The sequence below is a fragment of the Streptomyces sp. NPDC040410 genome (assembly GCF_055595715.1).
In genome coordinates this window covers 153,349-169,678 of the sequence record NZ_JBVIVK010000009.1, presented here as the reverse complement: position 1 = coordinate 169,678, position 16,330 = coordinate 153,349, and the positions used below count along the sequence as shown (strand labels likewise).

Below are 16,330 nucleotides of genomic sequence, written 5' to 3'. Positions count from 1 at the left end.
TTCCATGCGTACGAGACCCTACAAGCGGTTCGCCGCCGTCGCGGCCCTTGCGGCCCTGACCGCTACCGCCTGCACCGCCCCGAACCAGGCACAGGACAAGCCGGACGAGAAGGCTCCGCTCTTCAAGATCGGCTCGGAGATCAGCTACAAGAAGTACGGCAAGGACTACCCGGACACCAAGGTCAAGGATGTCCCGGGGCCGTGCAGCTACAGGGAGATCAGCCGGAAGGACTACTCCGGGCAGACGCTGAAGATCATCAGCCATGCCGTCCCGGTCATCGGTGAGCCGACTCAGCTGCACGCCAAGCAGTTCGAGGAGATCACCGGCGGGAAGGTGGAGGTGGTCAACGTCCCCTTCGGTGAACTGCACCAGAAGATCCTCACGCCTCTGCAGGCGGGCCAGCCCGCCTATGACGTGATGTTCTACCCCTCGCTGTGGATCGGCGACATGGCCCCGTACCTCGCGCCGGTACCGAAGAAGTATCTGGAAACTCCCGCCATGAAGGACGTCACGGGTACCTACATGGACGTGGCGACCTGGGACAGGAAGGTCGTGCAGTACCCCATGGACGGGGACCGCCACTATCTCAAGGTCCGCGCCGACGTGCTGAGCGACCCCAAGCAGCTGGCGGCCTACAAGGCGGCCACGGGCAAGGAGCTGAGAGTTCCGAAGACCTGGGCCGAATACCAGAACGTCGCCAAGTTCTTCAGCGGCAAGGACTTCGATGGCGACGGCAAGCGCAACTACGGCAGTGCCGAGGTGACCAAGCGCGACGACCTGACCTTCTCCGCGTTCATCAGCCGGGCGGCGCCGTACGTGAAGAACCCGGACGTCAAGGGCGGTGTGTTCTTCGATGTCGAGACCATGCAGCCGCTGATCAACACGCCCGGGTTCGTCCGTGCCCTGGACGACATGGTCAGCGCCAAGTCCACCTGGGCACCCGGCGGCGCCAACTTCGGCCTGGGAGACGAGATCTTCTCCTTCGGCGGCGGCCAGACGCTGATGTCCTACTCCTGGGACGACGCCTTCATCCAGGCCCAGCAGCCGGACAGCAGGATCCGTAACAAGGTGCAGGCGGCGCCGTTGCCGGGCTCCTCGGAGGTCTACAACCGCACCACGAAGTCGTGGGACAAGAAGGCGAACCAGGCCCCCTACTTCACCTGGGGCTGGACCTCCGCCGTGGCCAAGGCCTCCAGCCACCAGCAGATGGCCTTCGACTACCTGTGCTTCTTCAGCAACGAGGCCAACGCCGCCCTCGACCTGACCATCGGCCGGTTCGGCGTGAACCCCTACCGCTACTCCCACTTCGACCCGAACTTCTGGGAGACGCTGGGCTGGGACCCCAAGGCCGCCAAGTCTTACGTGAAGACGCTCTCCGGCATGGAGAAGAGCCGTAACCGCGTCTTCGACCTGCGCGTTCCCGGTGTCAACCAGTACATGTCCGCGCTGGCCAACGGCGTCGCCGCGGCCCTGGCGGGCCAGGAGTCCCCGCAGGGCGCGCTGGACGGCGTGGCCGAGGAATGGTCCAAGATCACCGACCAGATCGGCAAGGACAAGGTCCAGAGCGCCTACCGCAACGTGGTCGCGCTCGAGGACAACTCCTGATCCGACCGCAGGACGCCCCCGTGTGGCCGGACCGGGCAAACCGGCCACAGGGGGGCTCCCGCCCCCTTCCGCAAGGAGAACCATGGACGGCCTGCGCCGGCACAAGAGCATGTTCCTGCTGCCGGGACTGCTCACCCTCTTTCTGATCATCATCTTTCCGCTTCTGTTCACCATCCGCGTGAGCTTCTCCGGCTGGAACGTCAGCCACCCTCAGTTGGACTTCATCGGAGGGGCCAACTACACCGCCGCGCTGCACGACAGCCGCTTCTGGGCCTCCATCACCCGGCTGATCCTGCTGGCGGGCGGCACGGTCCTGATCCAGTACGTCATCGGGTTCGGCATGGCCCTGCTGGTCTGGCGCGACGTACGCGGCCGCAGATTCTGGCGGGTGCTGTTCCTCGTCCCCATGATGACCACGCCCGTGGTGATGGCCGCCATCTGGCAGACGATCTTCCATGAGTCACTGGGGCCGGTGAACGATCTGCTGGAGATGCTGGGCCTGACCGGGATTCCCTGGCTCACCGAGTCAGGGCCGGCGCTGGCCGCGCTGATGACCGTCGAGGTCTGGCAGTGGACGCCCTTCATGTTCCTGCTGCTGCTGGCCGGCCTGCTGAGCCTGCCGAAGGAGCCGTTCATGGCGGCGGCGATCGACGGCGCCGGCACCTGGCGCACGTTCTGGAAGGTGACCTTCCCGCTGATGGCGCCGGTGTCGGTCGCGGCGGTCGTCATCCGGCTGATCGAGGCGTCCAAGCTCTCCGACAGCGTCTACGTGCTGACCTCCGGCGGACCGGGCTCCTCCACGGAGACCCCGGGCTACTACCTCTACATCCAGGGGCTCAGGGACCAGCAGACCGGATACAGCGGCGCGATGTCACTGATCTACCTCGTCCTGATGATCGTCACGCTCACGGTCGTCGCCGCCCTGCTCACCAGGGCCTTCAAGCTGAAGGGGGACTCATGAGGTCACGCCTTTACCCCGTATTCAAATACACCGTGATCGCACTGTGGGCCTGCTTCGTCGCGGGACCCTTCTTCTGGGCGATGACGACCAGTTTCAAGGACGCCAACGCGGTCCAGGGCGGCCCCACCTACCTTCCCTGGGCCCAGTACCAGCCCACCCTCACCGGCTGGCGCAACATCTTCGGCGGAGCCGGCGGTATCGATGTCATCGACCCCTTCGTCAACAGCGCGATCATCACCATCGCAGCGTCGGCCATCAGCCTGGCCCTGGGGTCCCTGGCCGCCTACGCACTGTCCCGCTACCGGTTCAGGCTGGGCTTCATCAAGAACAGCGACATCGTCTTCTTCTTCGTCTCCCAACGGATCATGCCGCCGGTCGTCCTGGTGATCCCCTTCTTCTACCTGCTGCAGTGGGGCGGCCTTCTGGACAGCATCCCCGGCCTGGTCATCGTGACGGTCGCCCTGCTGCTGCCGATCGCGGTCTGGGTGATGGTGGACTTCTTCAACGGCATACCGCGGGAGATCGACGAGATGGCGATGCTGGACGGCTGCGGCCCGTTCCAGACCTTCGTGCGGGCGATCCTGCCGAACTCCCTGCCCGGGCTGACCGTGGCCGCGATGTTCTGCGCCGTGTTCGGCTGGAACGACTTCTTCTTCGCCTTCCGGCTGACCTTCACCGAGGTCCAGACCCTGCCCCAGGCGGTGGTCGCCCTCAACTCCTCCATCCCACCGTGGTGGACGCTGTCCGCCGCCGCGCTCTTCGGCGTGGCACCGCTGATCCTGCTCGCCCTCTGGGTGGAGCGCCTACTGTCCAAGGGGAACCTGTCGGGAGCCGTCCGATGAATCTGAGTGCCACCGATCTGTGCCTGACTGTCGACGGGGTCGACCACCTCAGGAACGTGACCGCGAGCTTCCAGCCGGGACGGCTCCATACCGTCATCGGCCGGACGATGGCCGGAAAGACGACGCTGCTGCGGGTCCTGGCCGGACTGCAGAAGGTGGATTCCGGCTCCCTGACCCGGGCGGGAACGGACTTCCTGAAGACGCCGGTGTGGCGGCGCGACACGGCCATGGTCTATCAGCAGTTCATCAACTACCCGCATCTCAGTGTCTTCCACAACGTGGCGTTCCCACTGAAGCGGGCCGGGCTGTCACGGGAGGAGATCGAGCGCCGGGTCAGGCAGAGCCTGGCGAGTGTGGGACTCACGGATTTCGAGAAGCGCAAGCCGTCCCAGCTCTCCGGCGGCCAGCAGCAGCGCGTCGCCATGGCCCGTGCCCTGGCGCGCGGCACCGGCATCCTCCTGCTCGACGAGCCGCTGGCGAACCTGGACTACAAGTTGCGCGAACAACTGCGGGACGAGTTCAAGACCCTCTTCTCGGACCAGGGTGAAACGATCGTCATCTACACGACCACGGAACCCGCCGAGGCGATGATGCTCGGGGATGTGGTGCTCGTCATGCACGAGGGGCGCATCCTGCAGACCGGCACCCCGCAGGACGTCTACGAACGCCCGGCGACCACCACGGTGGCGTCCATCATCAACGACCCGCCCATGAACATCTTCGCGGGCCGGCTCGAAGGCGGCCAGGTCACGGTGGCCGGCTTCCAGGCCACGCACGTCTCCGCGCACCTGGCCGACCTGCCCGACGGCGCCTACCAGTTCGGCCTGCGCGCCACGGACGTCAGCCTGGCCGCCGGCGGGGTCGAAGGGGCGGTCACCTTCGTGGAGATCTCCGGTTCCGAGACCTTCGTCCACGTGGCCGTCGGCGAGAGCCCTTTCGTCGTACAGATCGAGGGTATCCACGACGTCGCCCTCGGCGACCTGGTCAGACTGCGGCTCCGTCCCGACCGGCTGTTCGCATTCGACGAAAAGGGGACGCTCGTGCGGACACCTTCATACGATCTCGCTTCAGTGGAAGGGCGTTGACATGGCGCAGTTGGACATCGTCGACGTCGCGCACGCCTACGGGCCGGGTGCCGAGGAGGAGCGGTGGGCCCTCAAACCGCTGAACCTGACCTTCGAGTCCGGCAAGACCTACGCTCTGGTCGGGCCCTCTGGATGCGGCAAGACAACGCTGCTTAACATCCTGTCCGGCCTGGTGACACCGTCCAGGGGACAGGTGCTGTTCGACGGCGCCGACGTCACCGCCCTGCCCACGAAGGCTCGTAACATCGCCCAGGTCTTCCAGTTCCCCGTCATCTACAAGTCGATGACGGTCTACGACAACCTCGCCTTCCCGCTGCAGTGCCGACGCTGGGACAGGACGAGAATCGACGCCAAGGTCCGGCAGGTCGCCGAGGCCCTGGACCTGCACGACCGGTTGGGACAGCCCGCCCGCGGGCTCACCGCAGACGACAAGCAGCTGATCTCACTCGGCCGCGGCCTGGTCCGTGACGACGTGGCGGCCGTGTTGATGGACGAGCCGCTCACCGTCATCGATCCGCAGCTGAAGCACATGCTGCGGCGCAAGATCCGTGAGATCACCGAGCAGTTCAGGCCGACGGTGATCTACGTGACGCACGACCAGTACGAGGCGATGAGCTTCGCGCAGGAATTGCTCGTGATGAAGGACGGCCGCGCCGTACAGCAAGGCACCCCGGAGCAGCTCTTCGAGGCGCCCTCGTCCACCTACGTCGGCTACTTCATCGGCTCACCGGCGATGAACTTCCTGACCGTGGACCACAACGACGGGCCCTTCGTACTGGGGGGCAGGACGTTGTCCGCCGCCTGGGACATCCCGCACAGCACGGCCGAGGTCCAGGTGGGCGTCCGGCCCGAGTACGTCAAGGTCGTCACGGACCCCGGCCCCAACACCTTCCCCGGCATGCTGCGAGGCGTCAGGGACCACGGGGCGCAGCGCGTACTCGAGGTCGAGGTCGCCGGGCAGCTCGTCAGGGCGAAGGCGCCGCGGGAGGAGGGGGTACCCGCGGGCGAGTCGGTCCTGGTACATCTGCCGCGTGCCAAGGTCCTTCCGTACGCGGACGGGCGGCTGGTACTCCGGTCGTAGGAGACGCTACGCCGACGGGGGCGGCGTTCCCGTTCCGCCGCCCCCACGCGACAGAGACGACGCACAGACATCAGCGAGGGAATCCCATGATCTTCATCACCGCAAAGTTCCGAGTCCGCCCCGAACACGCCGACCGCTGGCCCGAGATCACTGCCGACTTCACCCGGGCGACGCGCGCCGAGCCCGGCTGCCTGTGGTTCGACTGGTCGCGCAGTGTTGCGGACCCGACGCAGTACGTCCTGGTCGAAGCCTTCCGCGACGACGAGGCCGGAGTCACGCATGTGCAGTCCGCGCACTTCAAGGCCGCGCAGCAGACGCTGCCACCCCATCTGGTCGAGACGCCGCGCATCGTGAACGTGACCGTTCCCCAGGACGACTGGGGGCTCCTGGGCGAGATGGCCGTCCCCGGGCAGGAGTGATCCCCCGCTCACAGCAGCGGTCGGTCGGGGATCGGTGGGGTTCGATCGCCGGAGTCGCTGTGCTTCTGGTCACACCCCCATCACTTCCAGTAATTTACTAGGACGTCCTACTATCTTCTCAGTCAGCGTTACCCTGACCTGTCTGGGAAGGCCCCCATGAGCGATCTGCACCGTCCCGTGCACCCCGTCCGTCTGGTCACCGCCTCGGCCCTGTTCGACGGGCACGACGCGTCGATCAACATCATGCGGCGCATCTTCCAGTCCCAGGGCGCCGAGGTGATCCACCTCGGGCACAACCGGTCGGTTCAGGAGGTCGTGGACGCGGCGCTCGAGGAGGACGCGCACGGCGTGGCGGTCTCGTCCTACCAGGGCGGGCACGTGGAGTACTTCGAGTACCTCGTCGAGTCGCTGCGCCGGCAGGGCGCGGAGCACATTCGGGTCGTGGGCGGCGGAGGCGGCGTCATCGTGCCCGAGGAGATTTCCCGGCTGCGCCGCAGCGGAGTCACCATCTTCTCCCCCGAGGACGGCCAGCGGATGGGCCTCGCCGGGATGGTCAACTCGGTGGTGAAGGACTGCGACTTCGACCTCTGGGACAGCAGGCAGGCCGGCGCGGCAGCCGTACTCGCCGGCGACCGGTTCGCCGTCGCCCGCGCCATCACCGGTGCGGAGGCCGGCAAGCTGTCCCCGGAGCTCCTGGAACAGCTGCGTGCCGCCGCGGCCGTACGGCCCAGGCCGGTGCTCGGCATCACCGGCACCGGCGGCTCGGGCAAGTCCTCACTGACCGACGAACTGGTGCGCCGCTTCCGTACCGACCAGCAGGACAAACTGCGGATCGCGGTGATCGCGGTCGACCCGACACGGCGCCGTGGCGGCGGTGCGCTGCTCGGTGACCGGATCCGTATGAACTCCCTTGACGGCAGCCGGGTCTTCTTCCGGAGCCTGGCCACCCGCGGCGGCCATGAACTGCCCGAGCACCTGTCCGACGTGATCGACGTGGTCAAGGCCGCCGGCTTCGACCTGGTCATCGTGGAGACGCCGGGCATCGGCCAGGGCGACGCGGCGATCGTGCCGTTCGTCGACACGTCGATGTACGTGATGACGCCGGAGTTCGGCGCCGCCTCGCAGTTGGAGAAGATCGACATGCTCGACTTCGCCGACGTCGTGGCGATCAACAAGTTCGAGCGGCGCGGCGCCAAGGACGCGCTGCGCGACGTAGGCCGCCAACTGGTCCGCAACCGCGAGGCGTTCGGCATGAAACCCGAGGACATGCCGGTGTTCGGCTCCTCGGCGGCGACGTTCAACGACGACGGTGTCACCGCGCTCTACCAGTACGTGAGGTCTGCCCTTGCCGAGCGGGGACTGCCGCTGTCCGAGGGCACGCTGCCGCCGGTCGACGTACGTCACTCCTCCGGCATCCGGCAGGTGGTTCCGGCGGACAGGGTGCGCTACCTCGCCGAGATCACCGAGATGATCCGCAGGTACCACACCGAGACCGATCAGCTGGCCGAGGCGGCCCGGCGGGTGCAGCGACTGGACATGGTCAGGGGCGAGCTCGCCGCGGCCGGCTCCGACGCCGCGAACGTGGAGTCGCTGCTCGACAGCGCCCGCAGGCAGCTCCCGCGCGACGTGGCGGAGCAGATCGCGGACTGGCCCGCCGTCGTCGCCTCCTACTCCGGCGACGAGCAGGTCGTGAAGGTCCGGGACAGGGAGATCCGCACCAAACTGACCCGTGAGTCCCTGTCCGGCAACAGGATCCCCCGCGTCGCACTGCCCAGGTTCACCGACCACGGGGAGTTGGTGCGGTTCTGGCGTCGGGAGAACCTGCCCGGCTGCTTCCCCTTCACCGCCGGCGTGTTTCCCTTCAAACGCGACGGCGAGGACCCCGCGCGGATGTTCGCCGGCGAGGGCGATCCGTTCCGCACGAACCGCCGCTTCAAGCTGCTGTCCGAGGGCCAGCCGGCCACCCGTCTGTCCACCGCCTTCGACTCGGTCACCCTCTACGGCCGTGACCCGGCCGAGCGACCCGACATCTACGGCAAGGTCGGCACCTCCGGAGTGTCGGTGGCCACGCTCGGGGACATGAAGGCCCTTTACGACGGCTTCGACCTGGTCGCGCCGACGACCTCGGTCTCCATGACGATCAACGGACCCGCGCCGACCATCCTGGCGTTCTTCCTCAACACCGTCATCGACCAGCAGGTCGAAGGGTTCCGCGCCACCGAGGGCCGCGACCCGTCGCCCGAGGAGGCGGCCGAGCTGCGGGCGCAGGCACTGGCGAACGTACGCGGCACGGTGCAGGCCGACATCCTCAAGGAGGACCAGGGCCAGAACACCTGCCTGTTCTCCACCGAGTTCTCCCTGCGGATGATGGCCGACATCCAGGAGTGGTTCATCGCGAACAAGGTCCGCAACTTCTACTCGGTGTCCATCTCCGGCTACCACATCGCCGAAGCCGGGGCCAACCCCATCAGCCAGCTGGCCTTCACCCTGGCCAACGGCTTCACCTACGTCGAGGCCTACCTCGCCCGGGGCATGCGCATCGACGACTTCGCCCCGAACCTGTCGTTCTTCTTCTCCAACGGCATGGACCCCGAGTATTCCGTCCTCGGCCGGGTCGCGCGTCGCATCTGGGCCGTCGCGATGAAGGAGAAGTACGGGGCGGGCGAGCGAAGCCAGAAACTCAAGTACCACGTCCAGACCTCCGGCCGGTCCCTGCACGCCCAGGAGATGGACTTCAACGACATCCGTACGACGCTCCAGGCGCTCATCGCGATCTACGACAACTGCAACAGCCTGCACACCAACGCCTACGACGAAGCGGTCACCACTCCCACCGCGGAATCCGTCCGCCGGGCCCTGGCCATCCAGCTGATCATCAACCGGGAGTGGGGCCTGGCCATGAACGAGAACCCGCTCCAGGGCTCGTTCATCATCGACGAACTCACCGACCTGGTCGAAGAGGCGGTACTCCAGGAGTTCGAGCGGATCAGCGAGCGCGGCGGAGTCCTGGGCGCCATGGAGACCGGCTACCAGCGCGGTCGCATCCAGGACGAGTCGATGCTCTACGAGCAGCGCAAGCACGACGGCACCCTGCCCGTCATCGGCGTCAACACCTTCCGCAACCCCGGCGCGGACACCGCCCAGCCCGGGGTCATCGAGCTGGCGCGCGCCACCGAGGAGGAGAAGGAGTCCCAGCTGGAGCGTGTGCGGGACTTCCACGCCGGCCACCGCGACCAGGCCCACGCCGCCCTCGCCGCTCTCAAGGACGCGGCGGTCAGCGGCCGCAACGTCTTCGCCGTCCTCATGGACGCCGCCCGGGTCTGCTCGCTTCAGCAGATCACCGAGGCCTTCTTCGAGGTCGGCGGCCAGTACCGGCGCAACGTCTGACCCGGCACCGGAAACAGCACGCGTATCCCTCCTGACGACGCGTCACGGGAGACCCTAGCCCGACCGTATGACATGGCCGGACGAAACGGGGCCGCGTGGCGCGTCGGCAAGTCCCGCCACTGCACGGGGTGCTTTCGTCTGTGCCCAGGCTGGCGAGCGCTCCCGCAGAAGGGCAGAAGGAGAGATCGTGGCAACCAATGTCGACACGCGCCGCGGGGCTGGGCCCCTGCAGTTGCTCGGGGGACAGAAGGCGCTTGTGACCGGTGCCAACTCCGGCATCGGCCTGGCGACCGCCGTGGCACTGGGCCGGGCCGGGGCGGACGTGGTGGTGAACTACGTCGTCGGCGCGGACGAGGCGGAGAAGGTGGTGGCACAGATCCAGGACTTCGGGGTCCGGGCCTACGCCCACGAGGCCGACGTGTCCGACGAGGACCAAGTGGTCGACATGGTGGCCCGGATGGTCAAGGAGTTCGGCACCATCGACATCATGGTGGCGAATGCCGGCCTGCAGCGGGACTCGCCCGTGACCGAGATGACGCTCGCCGAGTGGCAGAAGGTCATCGATGTCAATCTGACCGGCCAGTTCCTCTGCGCACGTGAGGCCGTCAAGGAGTTCGTGCGGCGCGGTGTGGTGGAAGAGGTGTCCCGTTCGGCCGGGAAGATCATCTGTATGAGCTCGGTCCATCAGATCATCCCGTGGGCAGGGCATGTGAACTACGCCTCCTCCAAGGGCGGTATCGGCATGCTCATGCAGACGCTTGCCCAGGAGCTGGCGCCCCAGAGAATCAGGGTCAACGCCGTAGCGCCCGGCGCGATCCGCACGCCGATCAACCGCGACGCCTGGTCCACCCCGGAGGCGGAGGCCGACCTCCTGCAGCTGATCCCGTACGGCCGTGTGGGCGACCCGGAGGACATCGCCAACGCCGTCGTCGCCATGGCCTCCGACCTCCTCGACTACGTCGTGGGTACCACGCTCTACGTCGACGGTGGAATGACGCTCTTCCCCGGCTTTGCCACCGGGGGCTGAGCCCCTGGGACAACGCGCCGCGCAGCATGCCGGGCTCGTCCGTTCGCGTCGCCCCGCGGGCGGACGCCCGCGTCACGTCCTCCCTCAGCCCCGCCGTCCGCAGGGCAGACCCATGAGGTCCACATGCTCAGTACCGTGAACCACCTGGCGGACGTGCCGCCCCAACTCCTGCCGGCCCGTGAGCTGATGGCCTTCACTCTGGGCTCGCACATTCTGCTGGTTCCCTTCGGGGTGGCGCTCCCGTTCATCACGCTGTTGATGCACTACCGGGGGCTGCGCCGCAACGACGCCGTCGCCCTCAAGCTGGCCCGGCGCTGGTCTGCGGTGATGGCTGTCCAGTTCGCCATCGGCGTCGTCACCGGCACGGTGCTGTCGTTCGAGCTGGGACTGTTGTGGCCCGGCATGATGGGGCGCTGGGGTGACGTCTTCGGACTCGGTTTCGGCGTCGAGGCGTGGGCGTTCTTCCTGGAAGCCGTCCTGATCGCGATTTACCTCTACGGTTGGCGCCGTTTGAAGCCGTGGACCCATTTCTGGCTGGGTGCCCCGCTGCCGCTGGCGGCGCTGATGGGGGCGTTCGGCATCATCGCGGCCAACGCGTGGATGAACACCCCGCAGGGCTTCCGCCTTGACGCGCAGGGCGAGCCCGGTGATGTCGACGTGCGGCAGGCGATCTTCACGCCCATGTTCGGCCCGGAGTACTGGCACTTCGCGGTCGCGATGTTCATGACCGCCGGGTACGTGGTCGCCGGGGTGTATGCCGTGGGATGGCTGCGCGGGCGCCGCGACCGATACCACCGGCTCGGGTTCACGCTTCCGTTCACGGTGGCCGCGATCCTCACTCCGGTCCAGTTCATGATCGGCGACTCCACTGCCCGTGCCGTCTTCCACAAGCAGCCGGTCAAGTTCGCCGCCACGGAGCTCGTCTGGAAGACCGACACCCACGTTCCGGAGTATCTGTTCGGGCGGTTGAACAGTGACGGGACCATTGCCGGTGGAATCAAGATCCCTCAGCTGGACTCGATCCTCGCCGGCTTCAAGCCGAGTACCAAGGTGACCGGACTGACCTCGGTGCCCGCATCCGACCGGCCCACCGCCGTCCAGGCCACCATCGCCCACTGGGCCTTCGACATCATGGTCTGCGTCGGCAGTCTGCTGATCCTGCTCGCTCTGTGGTACGGCTGGTGCCGGCTGAGGCGCCGGGACCTGCCTCGCAGCCGCTGGTTCTTCCGCTGTGCCGCCGTCGCGGGGGCCGCCTGTCTGCTGACGGTCGAATGCGGCTGGATCACCACGGAGGTGGGGCGCCAGCCGTGGATCGTCTACAACCAGATGAGGGTCTCCGACGCCGTGACCGACACCCGCGCCGGGCCGCTGTGGGCGATGCTCGGTCTCGTCATGGCCGTGTACGTGCTGGTGTTCGGTGCGTTCATCGCGATCGTCCTCAAGATGCGCACCCGGTGGCGCATCGCCGACGAGAGCCCGGCCGCCGTGGGTGGCACAGGGGACCCGGAGGCGGACACCCCCTATGGCCCGAGAGGTGGCCACCGGCCGGCGGCCCCCGCTGCCCCTTCCGCCGGTGACTCCGACCGGCACGGGGGTGGTGCACCGTGATGGCGGATTTCATCGCCTGGGTGCTGGTCGTCGTCATCGCCGCATATGCCTGTGGTGGGGGCACCGACTACGGCGCGGGTTTCTGGGACCTTCTGGCAGGCGGTGCCGAGCGCGGCAAGCGGCCCCGCTGGCTGATCGATCACGCGATGGCGCCGGTCTGGGAGGTCAACAACGTCTGGTTGATCTTCGTCTTCGTCATCATGTGGACCGGGTTCCCGAGGATGTTCCAGGCCGTTTTCGAGGCCATGTGGCTGCCGCTCGCGCTCGCGGCCGTCGGTCTGGTGCTGCGGGGGGCAGGATTCGCGCTGCGCAAGCCGTCCCGCCGACTGGCCCAACGTCGGCTCTACGGTGCGGCGTTCGCCATCTCGTCGCTCGTGACGCCCTTCTTCCTCGGGTCGGTGCTCGGCGGCATCGCCTCGGGGCGGGTCGCCGTAGGGACCACCGCCTCCGCGCACGCCTGGGCCAACTCGACCTCGGTCATCACCGGACTGCTCGTCATCGCTGCCAGCGCGTTCCTCGGGGCGGTGTATCTGTGTTCGGACGCCCGGAGGTTCGGCGAGGACCTCCTCGTCGGCTACTTCCGCCGCAGGGCTCTGCTCGCGTTCGCGGCCGTCGTCGTCCTCGCGCTCATCGCTCTGCCCGTCACTCATGACGACGCCCGCTACGTCTGGGACGGCCTCACCCGGGGCCTGGGACTGCTCCTGGTCCTCCTGGCCGCGGTCTGCGGGCTGGCCACGGTACTGCTTCTGTGGCGCCGGTCATTCGGCTGGACCCGCTACACCTCGGCGGCGAGCGTGGCCCTGACCGTCTGCGCCTGGGGCTTCGCACAGCGGCCCTACCTGCTGCCCACCTCGCTGACGGTGGCCGACGCTGCGGGCGCCTCCCACACGCTGCGCTGGCTGGCGATCGTCACGGCCGTCGCAGTCGTACTGGTCGGCCCCGCCCTGGTGGTGCTCTACCGGCTCGACACGCTGGGCCGGCTGGAGCCGCTCACGGACGCCGACACCCAGGCGGCAGGGCCGTCCGAGGCAGACGCGTAGGGGCGTTGTCCGGTTCGGCCGGACGGAGCCGGCGGCAGAGGGCCACCCGCCGCCGGGTGCCTCGTCAGCTCATCCGCTGGATGAGGTGATCGCCCACCCTGAGGGCGTTGGCGATGGCCGTGAGCGACGGGTTCACCGCGCCGATGCTGGGGAAGAAGCTCGTGTCCACCACGTAGAGGTTGTCGAGGTCGTGGGCCTTGCAGTCGACGTCCAGGGCGGAGCTGCGGGGATCGGTGCCGAAGCGGACCGTCCCGGCCTGGTGTGCGGTGGCCCCGATGGGCATCCCCTTGTGAAGGTAGATGCTGTGCGGCAGCAGATGGTGTTCGTGCATGCCCAGGTGCCCGAGCATCCCTTTGAGCTTGTGCTGGAGGCGCTTGAGCCCCGCGATGTTGTTCTTCTCGTCGAGGGCGAGGTGGATGTCCCCGTTCTGGTCGAGGGTGACGCGGCTTTCGGGCAGCGGGAGGTCCTCCCCGCACAGCCAGAAGTCGACGGCGTGGTGGGCGAGCATCTCGAACGGCATGTCCGGTGCGACCGCGCCGGCCCAGCGCGGTGCCTCGCCGTGGATCTGCTCGGCGTCCGACTTGCCGAGCATCTGGATGCCGCCGAGCGGGAAGTCCCAGTCGTCCGCCCCCAGGTACCAGTCGTTCAGGGCCAGTGTCTTCTGGAACCTGGTGGGGTTCGGTTCCTTCGACACGGCCATCAACGCCAGGTTGTTGTGCCGCATGTAGTGGCGCCCCACCACGTCCGAGCTGTTGGCCAGGCCGTTCGGGTGCTTGTCGCTCGCCGAACGCAGCAGCAGCGCGGCCGAGTTGACCGCGCCGCAGGCGACGACGACGATGTCGGCGCTGAATCCCTCCGTGGCACCGCCGGCCAGTTCGGCCACGACTCGGGTGACCGTGCGTCCCGTCGGGTCGGTCTCCAGACGCCGGACATTGGCGCCCGTCACCATCGTGACGTTGTCGTGCTCCAGCGCCGGATCGACGCAGATCACCTGGGAGTCGGACTTCGCACCGAGCAGGCAGGGGAAGCCGTCCACCCGGTCGCAGCGGATGCACACGCTGTCATGGGTCGCCCTGCCGTTCTCGTCCTGGGTCAGGTTCACCCCCATGGGCAGGTGGAAGGGGTGGAGCCCCTGCTTCTCCAGGTCGTCGCTGAGCTGCTGGATACGCGGCTCGTGTTCCACCGGGGGGTGAGGGTACTCGCCGCCCGCGAAGCCCTCCGTGGGATCCTCGCCGTGCCGACCGTGGACGAGGTAGAGCTGCTCCGCCTGCGTGTAGTACGGCTCCAGGGCTTCGTAGCCGATCGGCCATGCGGGCGACAGGCCGTCGTGGTGGCGCAGTTCGCCGAAGTCCTCGGGGCGGAGGCGGAAGAGCGCGGCGCCGTAGAACTTGGTGTTGCCTCCGACGTAGTAGTTGACTTCCGGCGGAAACGCGTTGCCGTCCTTGTCGTACCAGAACTCGGGGGCCCGGTACCTGCCCTTGACGAATACGGCGGTGGAGTCCCAGTTGTCCCGCTCCCGGGGCAGGTAGTCGCCGCGCTCCAGGATGAGGATCTGCTTGCCTGCGGGAGCCAGCCGGTGGGCGAGTGTGCCGCCGCCCGCTCCCGTACCGATGATGATGACGTCGTAGTGCTGATCGTCGGCCATGCGGGATCCCGTTCTAGGAGTCGTTGGCTGCATTCGCACACGCGCTCGACGCCTCGTCGACAATGCTCTGAGGATCGGCCGTGGCATCCACGCTCACGCCAGGCTCGTCCTGTCGCAGCGGTTCGAGGGCGGCGTACTGGGACTCCACCAGCCGGGCGGGCATGAAGTGCCCGCCGCGTCCTTCGACACGTCGCCGGGCGGAGGTGCGATCGAGCGACAGCTGCAGGAACAGCACACCGGGGCCGGCGCGGCGGAACTTGTCCCGGTACTCGCGTTTGAGGGCCGAGCACGCGATCACGCCGCCCCGGCCGGAGGCGGTCGCCTGCCGGATCCAGTCGGCGACCGACAGCAGCCACGGCTCGCGATCCTCATCGCCGAGCGGTCGGCCGGCGGCCATCTTGGCGCGGTTCGCGGCCGAATGGAGGTCGTCCGACTCCACGAAGGGAACCGCGAGCCGCTCCGCGAGCAGCCGTCCCACCGTGGACTTCCCCGATCCCGACACACCCATGACCACCACGACCGGCGGCGCAGAGAACACTGCTCCCACGGCCTTCCTCCCGGGTTCACCCGTCCGGCTCCATCGGGTCCGGCTCCGGGACAGGGCGCCGCCCGGTGAACCGCCCGACGGTCCGGCAGCCTCTACATTCGGCCCATGAACCCCACGAGCCCGAGAGACCGTCCCACCCGACGGAACGCCGCGAGGTTCCTGCTCCCCTACCCGGCCTCGCAGGTCGGGGGCCTTCCCCGGGATCTGCCCGTCGCGGTCTGGGACGGTGCCGGCGCTCGCCCCGGCATCGAGAGCCTGGCGGCAGTGGAGTTCTTCGTCATTCCCTACACCTTCACGCACGCGGCCGTGCCGCTGCTTCCCCACCTGCCGGGGCTTCGGGTCGTCCAGTCGTTGTCCGCCGGCGTCGAGGACCTCCACCGGCACATCCCCGACGGCGTGATGCTGTGCAACGCCGCCGGAGTGCATGACGCCAGCACTGCCGAGCTGGCGGTGACACTCGCGCTCGCGGCGCTGCGCGGTGTCCCGGACTTCGTCCGCCATCAGGACACGGCACAGTGGCTGACGGGCTTTCGGCCGGCGCTCGCCGACCGCACCGTCCTGCTCGTGGGCTACGGCTCCATCGGCTCCGCGGTCGAGGCACGGCTCGTCCCTTTCGAGTGCGACGTGCTGAGGGTCGCCCGGAGCGCCCGCGAGAGTGCCCGCGGTCCCGTGCACGCCAGCGCCGGGCTGCCTGAGCTGTTGCCCCGTGCCGACGTCGTGGTACTCACCGTCCCGCTGACCGACCACACCCGTGGCATGGTGGACGCGGACTTCCTGGCCCAGATGCGGGAAGGGGCGCTGCTGGTGAACGTGTCCAGGGGACCGGTGGTCGACACCGGCGCGCTGCTCGCCGAACTCGGCACCGGACGGCTCAGCGCGGCCCTGGACGTCACCGACCCCGAGCCGCTGCCGTCCGGACATCCGTTGTGGCACGCCCCCAACACCCTGATCACCCCGCACGCCGGCGGCACCACCTCGGCCTTCCAGCCGCGTGCTCTGCGCCTGATCCGGGCTCAGCTGCTGCGCTATCTCAAGGGGGAGCCACTGCGGAACAGGGTCCTGCCGCACGCCCCTTGACGCGG

The 16,330-nt window shown here is 68.0% G+C and carries 13 protein-coding genes; 11 read left to right on the top strand and 2 right to left on the bottom strand.

Features of this window, described 5'->3' with window-relative positions:
- The first annotated feature begins 4 nt into the window (after positions 1-4).
- From ACZ562_RS20010 to ACZ562_RS19965, 10 genes are all read left to right on the top strand, one after another.
- Positions 5-1,606 carry an extracellular solute-binding protein gene (locus ACZ562_RS20010; protein ID WP_471180646.1) on the top strand — a complete coding sequence of 534 codons (1,602 nt, stop codon included), beginning with the start codon at positions 5-7 and terminating at the stop codon, positions 1,604-1,606.
- A gap of 82 nt (positions 1,607-1,688) precedes the next feature.
- Positions 1,689-2,567, top strand: coding sequence for a carbohydrate ABC transporter permease (locus tag ACZ562_RS20005; RefSeq protein ID WP_471180644.1), 879 nt, complete (start codon positions 1,689-1,691; stop codon positions 2,565-2,567).
- Positions 2,564-3,409, top strand: a complete 846-nt coding sequence (locus tag ACZ562_RS20000) for a carbohydrate ABC transporter permease (protein ID WP_471180641.1) — start codon at positions 2,564-2,566, stop codon at positions 3,407-3,409. Before ACZ562_RS20005 ends, ACZ562_RS20000 begins: the two co-directional genes overlap by 4 nt.
- On the top strand, positions 3,406-4,494 hold the full coding sequence (locus tag ACZ562_RS19995) for an ABC transporter ATP-binding protein (protein ID WP_471180639.1): 1,089 nt from the start codon (positions 3,406-3,408) through the stop codon (positions 4,492-4,494). The genes ACZ562_RS20000 and ACZ562_RS19995 overlap by 4 nt, the downstream gene beginning before the upstream one ends.
- Before the next feature lies 1 nt (position 4,495).
- Complete coding sequence (locus tag ACZ562_RS19990) at positions 4,496-5,575, top strand: ABC transporter ATP-binding protein (protein ID WP_471180636.1); 1,080 nt, start codon at positions 4,496-4,498, stop codon at positions 5,573-5,575.
- A gap of 86 nt (positions 5,576-5,661) precedes the next feature.
- Positions 5,662-5,994 (top strand): putative quinol monooxygenase, encoded by a 333-nt coding sequence (locus ACZ562_RS19985; protein ID WP_471180633.1) that lies wholly within the window; start codon positions 5,662-5,664, stop codon positions 5,992-5,994.
- 156 nt (positions 5,995-6,150) lie between these two features.
- Entirely contained in the window at positions 6,151-9,381 is a 3,231-nt protein-coding gene (gene icmF / locus ACZ562_RS19980) for a fused isobutyryl-CoA mutase/GTPase IcmF (RefSeq protein ID WP_471180630.1), read from the top strand.
- Between the two features lie 187 nt (positions 9,382-9,568).
- Positions 9,569-10,408 (top strand): SDR family oxidoreductase, encoded by an 840-nt coding sequence (locus tag ACZ562_RS19975; RefSeq protein ID WP_471180627.1) that lies wholly within the window; start codon positions 9,569-9,571, stop codon positions 10,406-10,408.
- Between the two features lie 123 nt (positions 10,409-10,531).
- The gene (locus tag ACZ562_RS19970; RefSeq protein WP_471180624.1) at positions 10,532-12,016 is read left to right on the top strand and encodes a cytochrome ubiquinol oxidase subunit I; all 1,485 of its coding nucleotides are present in this window, start codon (positions 10,532-10,534) and stop codon (positions 12,014-12,016) included.
- Positions 12,016-13,056: a cytochrome d ubiquinol oxidase subunit II gene (locus tag ACZ562_RS19965; RefSeq protein ID WP_471180621.1), complete on the top strand. Its 1,041-nt coding sequence runs from the start codon at positions 12,016-12,018 to the stop codon at positions 13,054-13,056. The genes ACZ562_RS19970 and ACZ562_RS19965 overlap by 1 nt, the downstream gene beginning before the upstream one ends.
- 64 nt (positions 13,057-13,120) lie before the next feature.
- Here the strand turns inward: ACZ562_RS19965 and ACZ562_RS19960 are convergent, their stop codons facing one another.
- Positions 13,121-14,701, bottom strand: coding sequence for a GMC oxidoreductase (locus tag ACZ562_RS19960; RefSeq protein WP_471180619.1), 1,581 nt, complete (start codon positions 14,699-14,701; stop codon positions 13,121-13,123).
- A gap of 13 nt (positions 14,702-14,714) precedes the next feature.
- On the bottom strand, positions 14,715-15,209 hold the full coding sequence (locus ACZ562_RS19955; RefSeq protein ID WP_471180992.1) for a gluconokinase: 495 nt from the start codon (positions 15,207-15,209) through the stop codon (positions 14,715-14,717).
- 144 nt (positions 15,210-15,353) lie between these two features.
- On the opposite strand from ACZ562_RS19955, the gene ACZ562_RS19950 reads away from it, so the two are divergent.
- Positions 15,354-16,325, top strand: coding sequence for a 2-hydroxyacid dehydrogenase (locus tag ACZ562_RS19950; RefSeq protein WP_471180616.1), 972 nt, complete (start codon positions 15,354-15,356; stop codon positions 16,323-16,325).
- The last annotated feature ends 5 nt before the right edge of the window (positions 16,326-16,330 follow it).

What these genes read in the sequence shown, in the direction of transcription:
- ACZ562_RS20005 (WP_471180644.1), top strand. Translation starts at nt 1,689, where the DNA reads ATGGACGGCCTGCGCCGGCACAAGAGCATGTTCCTGCTGCCGGGACTG.
- ACZ562_RS19965 (WP_471180621.1), top strand. Translation starts at nt 12,016, where the DNA reads ATGGCGGATTTCATCGCCTGGGTGCTGGTCGTCGTCATCGCCGCATAT.
- ACZ562_RS19985 (WP_471180633.1), top strand. Translation starts at nt 5,662, where the DNA reads ATGATCTTCATCACCGCAAAGTTCCGAGTCCGCCCCGAACACGCCGAC.
- icmF (WP_471180630.1), top strand. Translation starts at nt 6,151, where the DNA reads ATGAGCGATCTGCACCGTCCCGTGCACCCCGTCCGTCTGGTCACCGCC.
- ACZ562_RS19960 (WP_471180619.1), bottom strand. Translation starts at nt 14,701, where the DNA reads ATGGCCGACGATCAGCACTACGACGTCATCATCATCGGTACGGGAGCG.
- ACZ562_RS20010 (WP_471180646.1), top strand. Translation starts at nt 5, where the DNA reads ATGCGTACGAGACCCTACAAGCGGTTCGCCGCCGTCGCGGCCCTTGCG.
- ACZ562_RS19950 (WP_471180616.1), top strand. Translation starts at nt 15,354, where the DNA reads ATGAACCCCACGAGCCCGAGAGACCGTCCCACCCGACGGAACGCCGCG.
- ACZ562_RS20000 (WP_471180641.1), top strand. Translation starts at nt 2,564, where the DNA reads ATGAGGTCACGCCTTTACCCCGTATTCAAATACACCGTGATCGCACTG.
- ACZ562_RS19955 (WP_471180992.1), bottom strand. Translation starts at nt 15,209, where the DNA reads ATGGGTGTGTCGGGATCGGGGAAGTCCACGGTGGGACGGCTGCTCGCG.
- ACZ562_RS19970 (WP_471180624.1), top strand. Translation starts at nt 10,532, where the DNA reads ATGCTCAGTACCGTGAACCACCTGGCGGACGTGCCGCCCCAACTCCTG.
- ACZ562_RS19995 (WP_471180639.1), top strand. Translation starts at nt 3,406, where the DNA reads ATGAATCTGAGTGCCACCGATCTGTGCCTGACTGTCGACGGGGTCGAC.
- ACZ562_RS19990 (WP_471180636.1), top strand. Translation starts at nt 4,496, where the DNA reads ATGGCGCAGTTGGACATCGTCGACGTCGCGCACGCCTACGGGCCGGGT.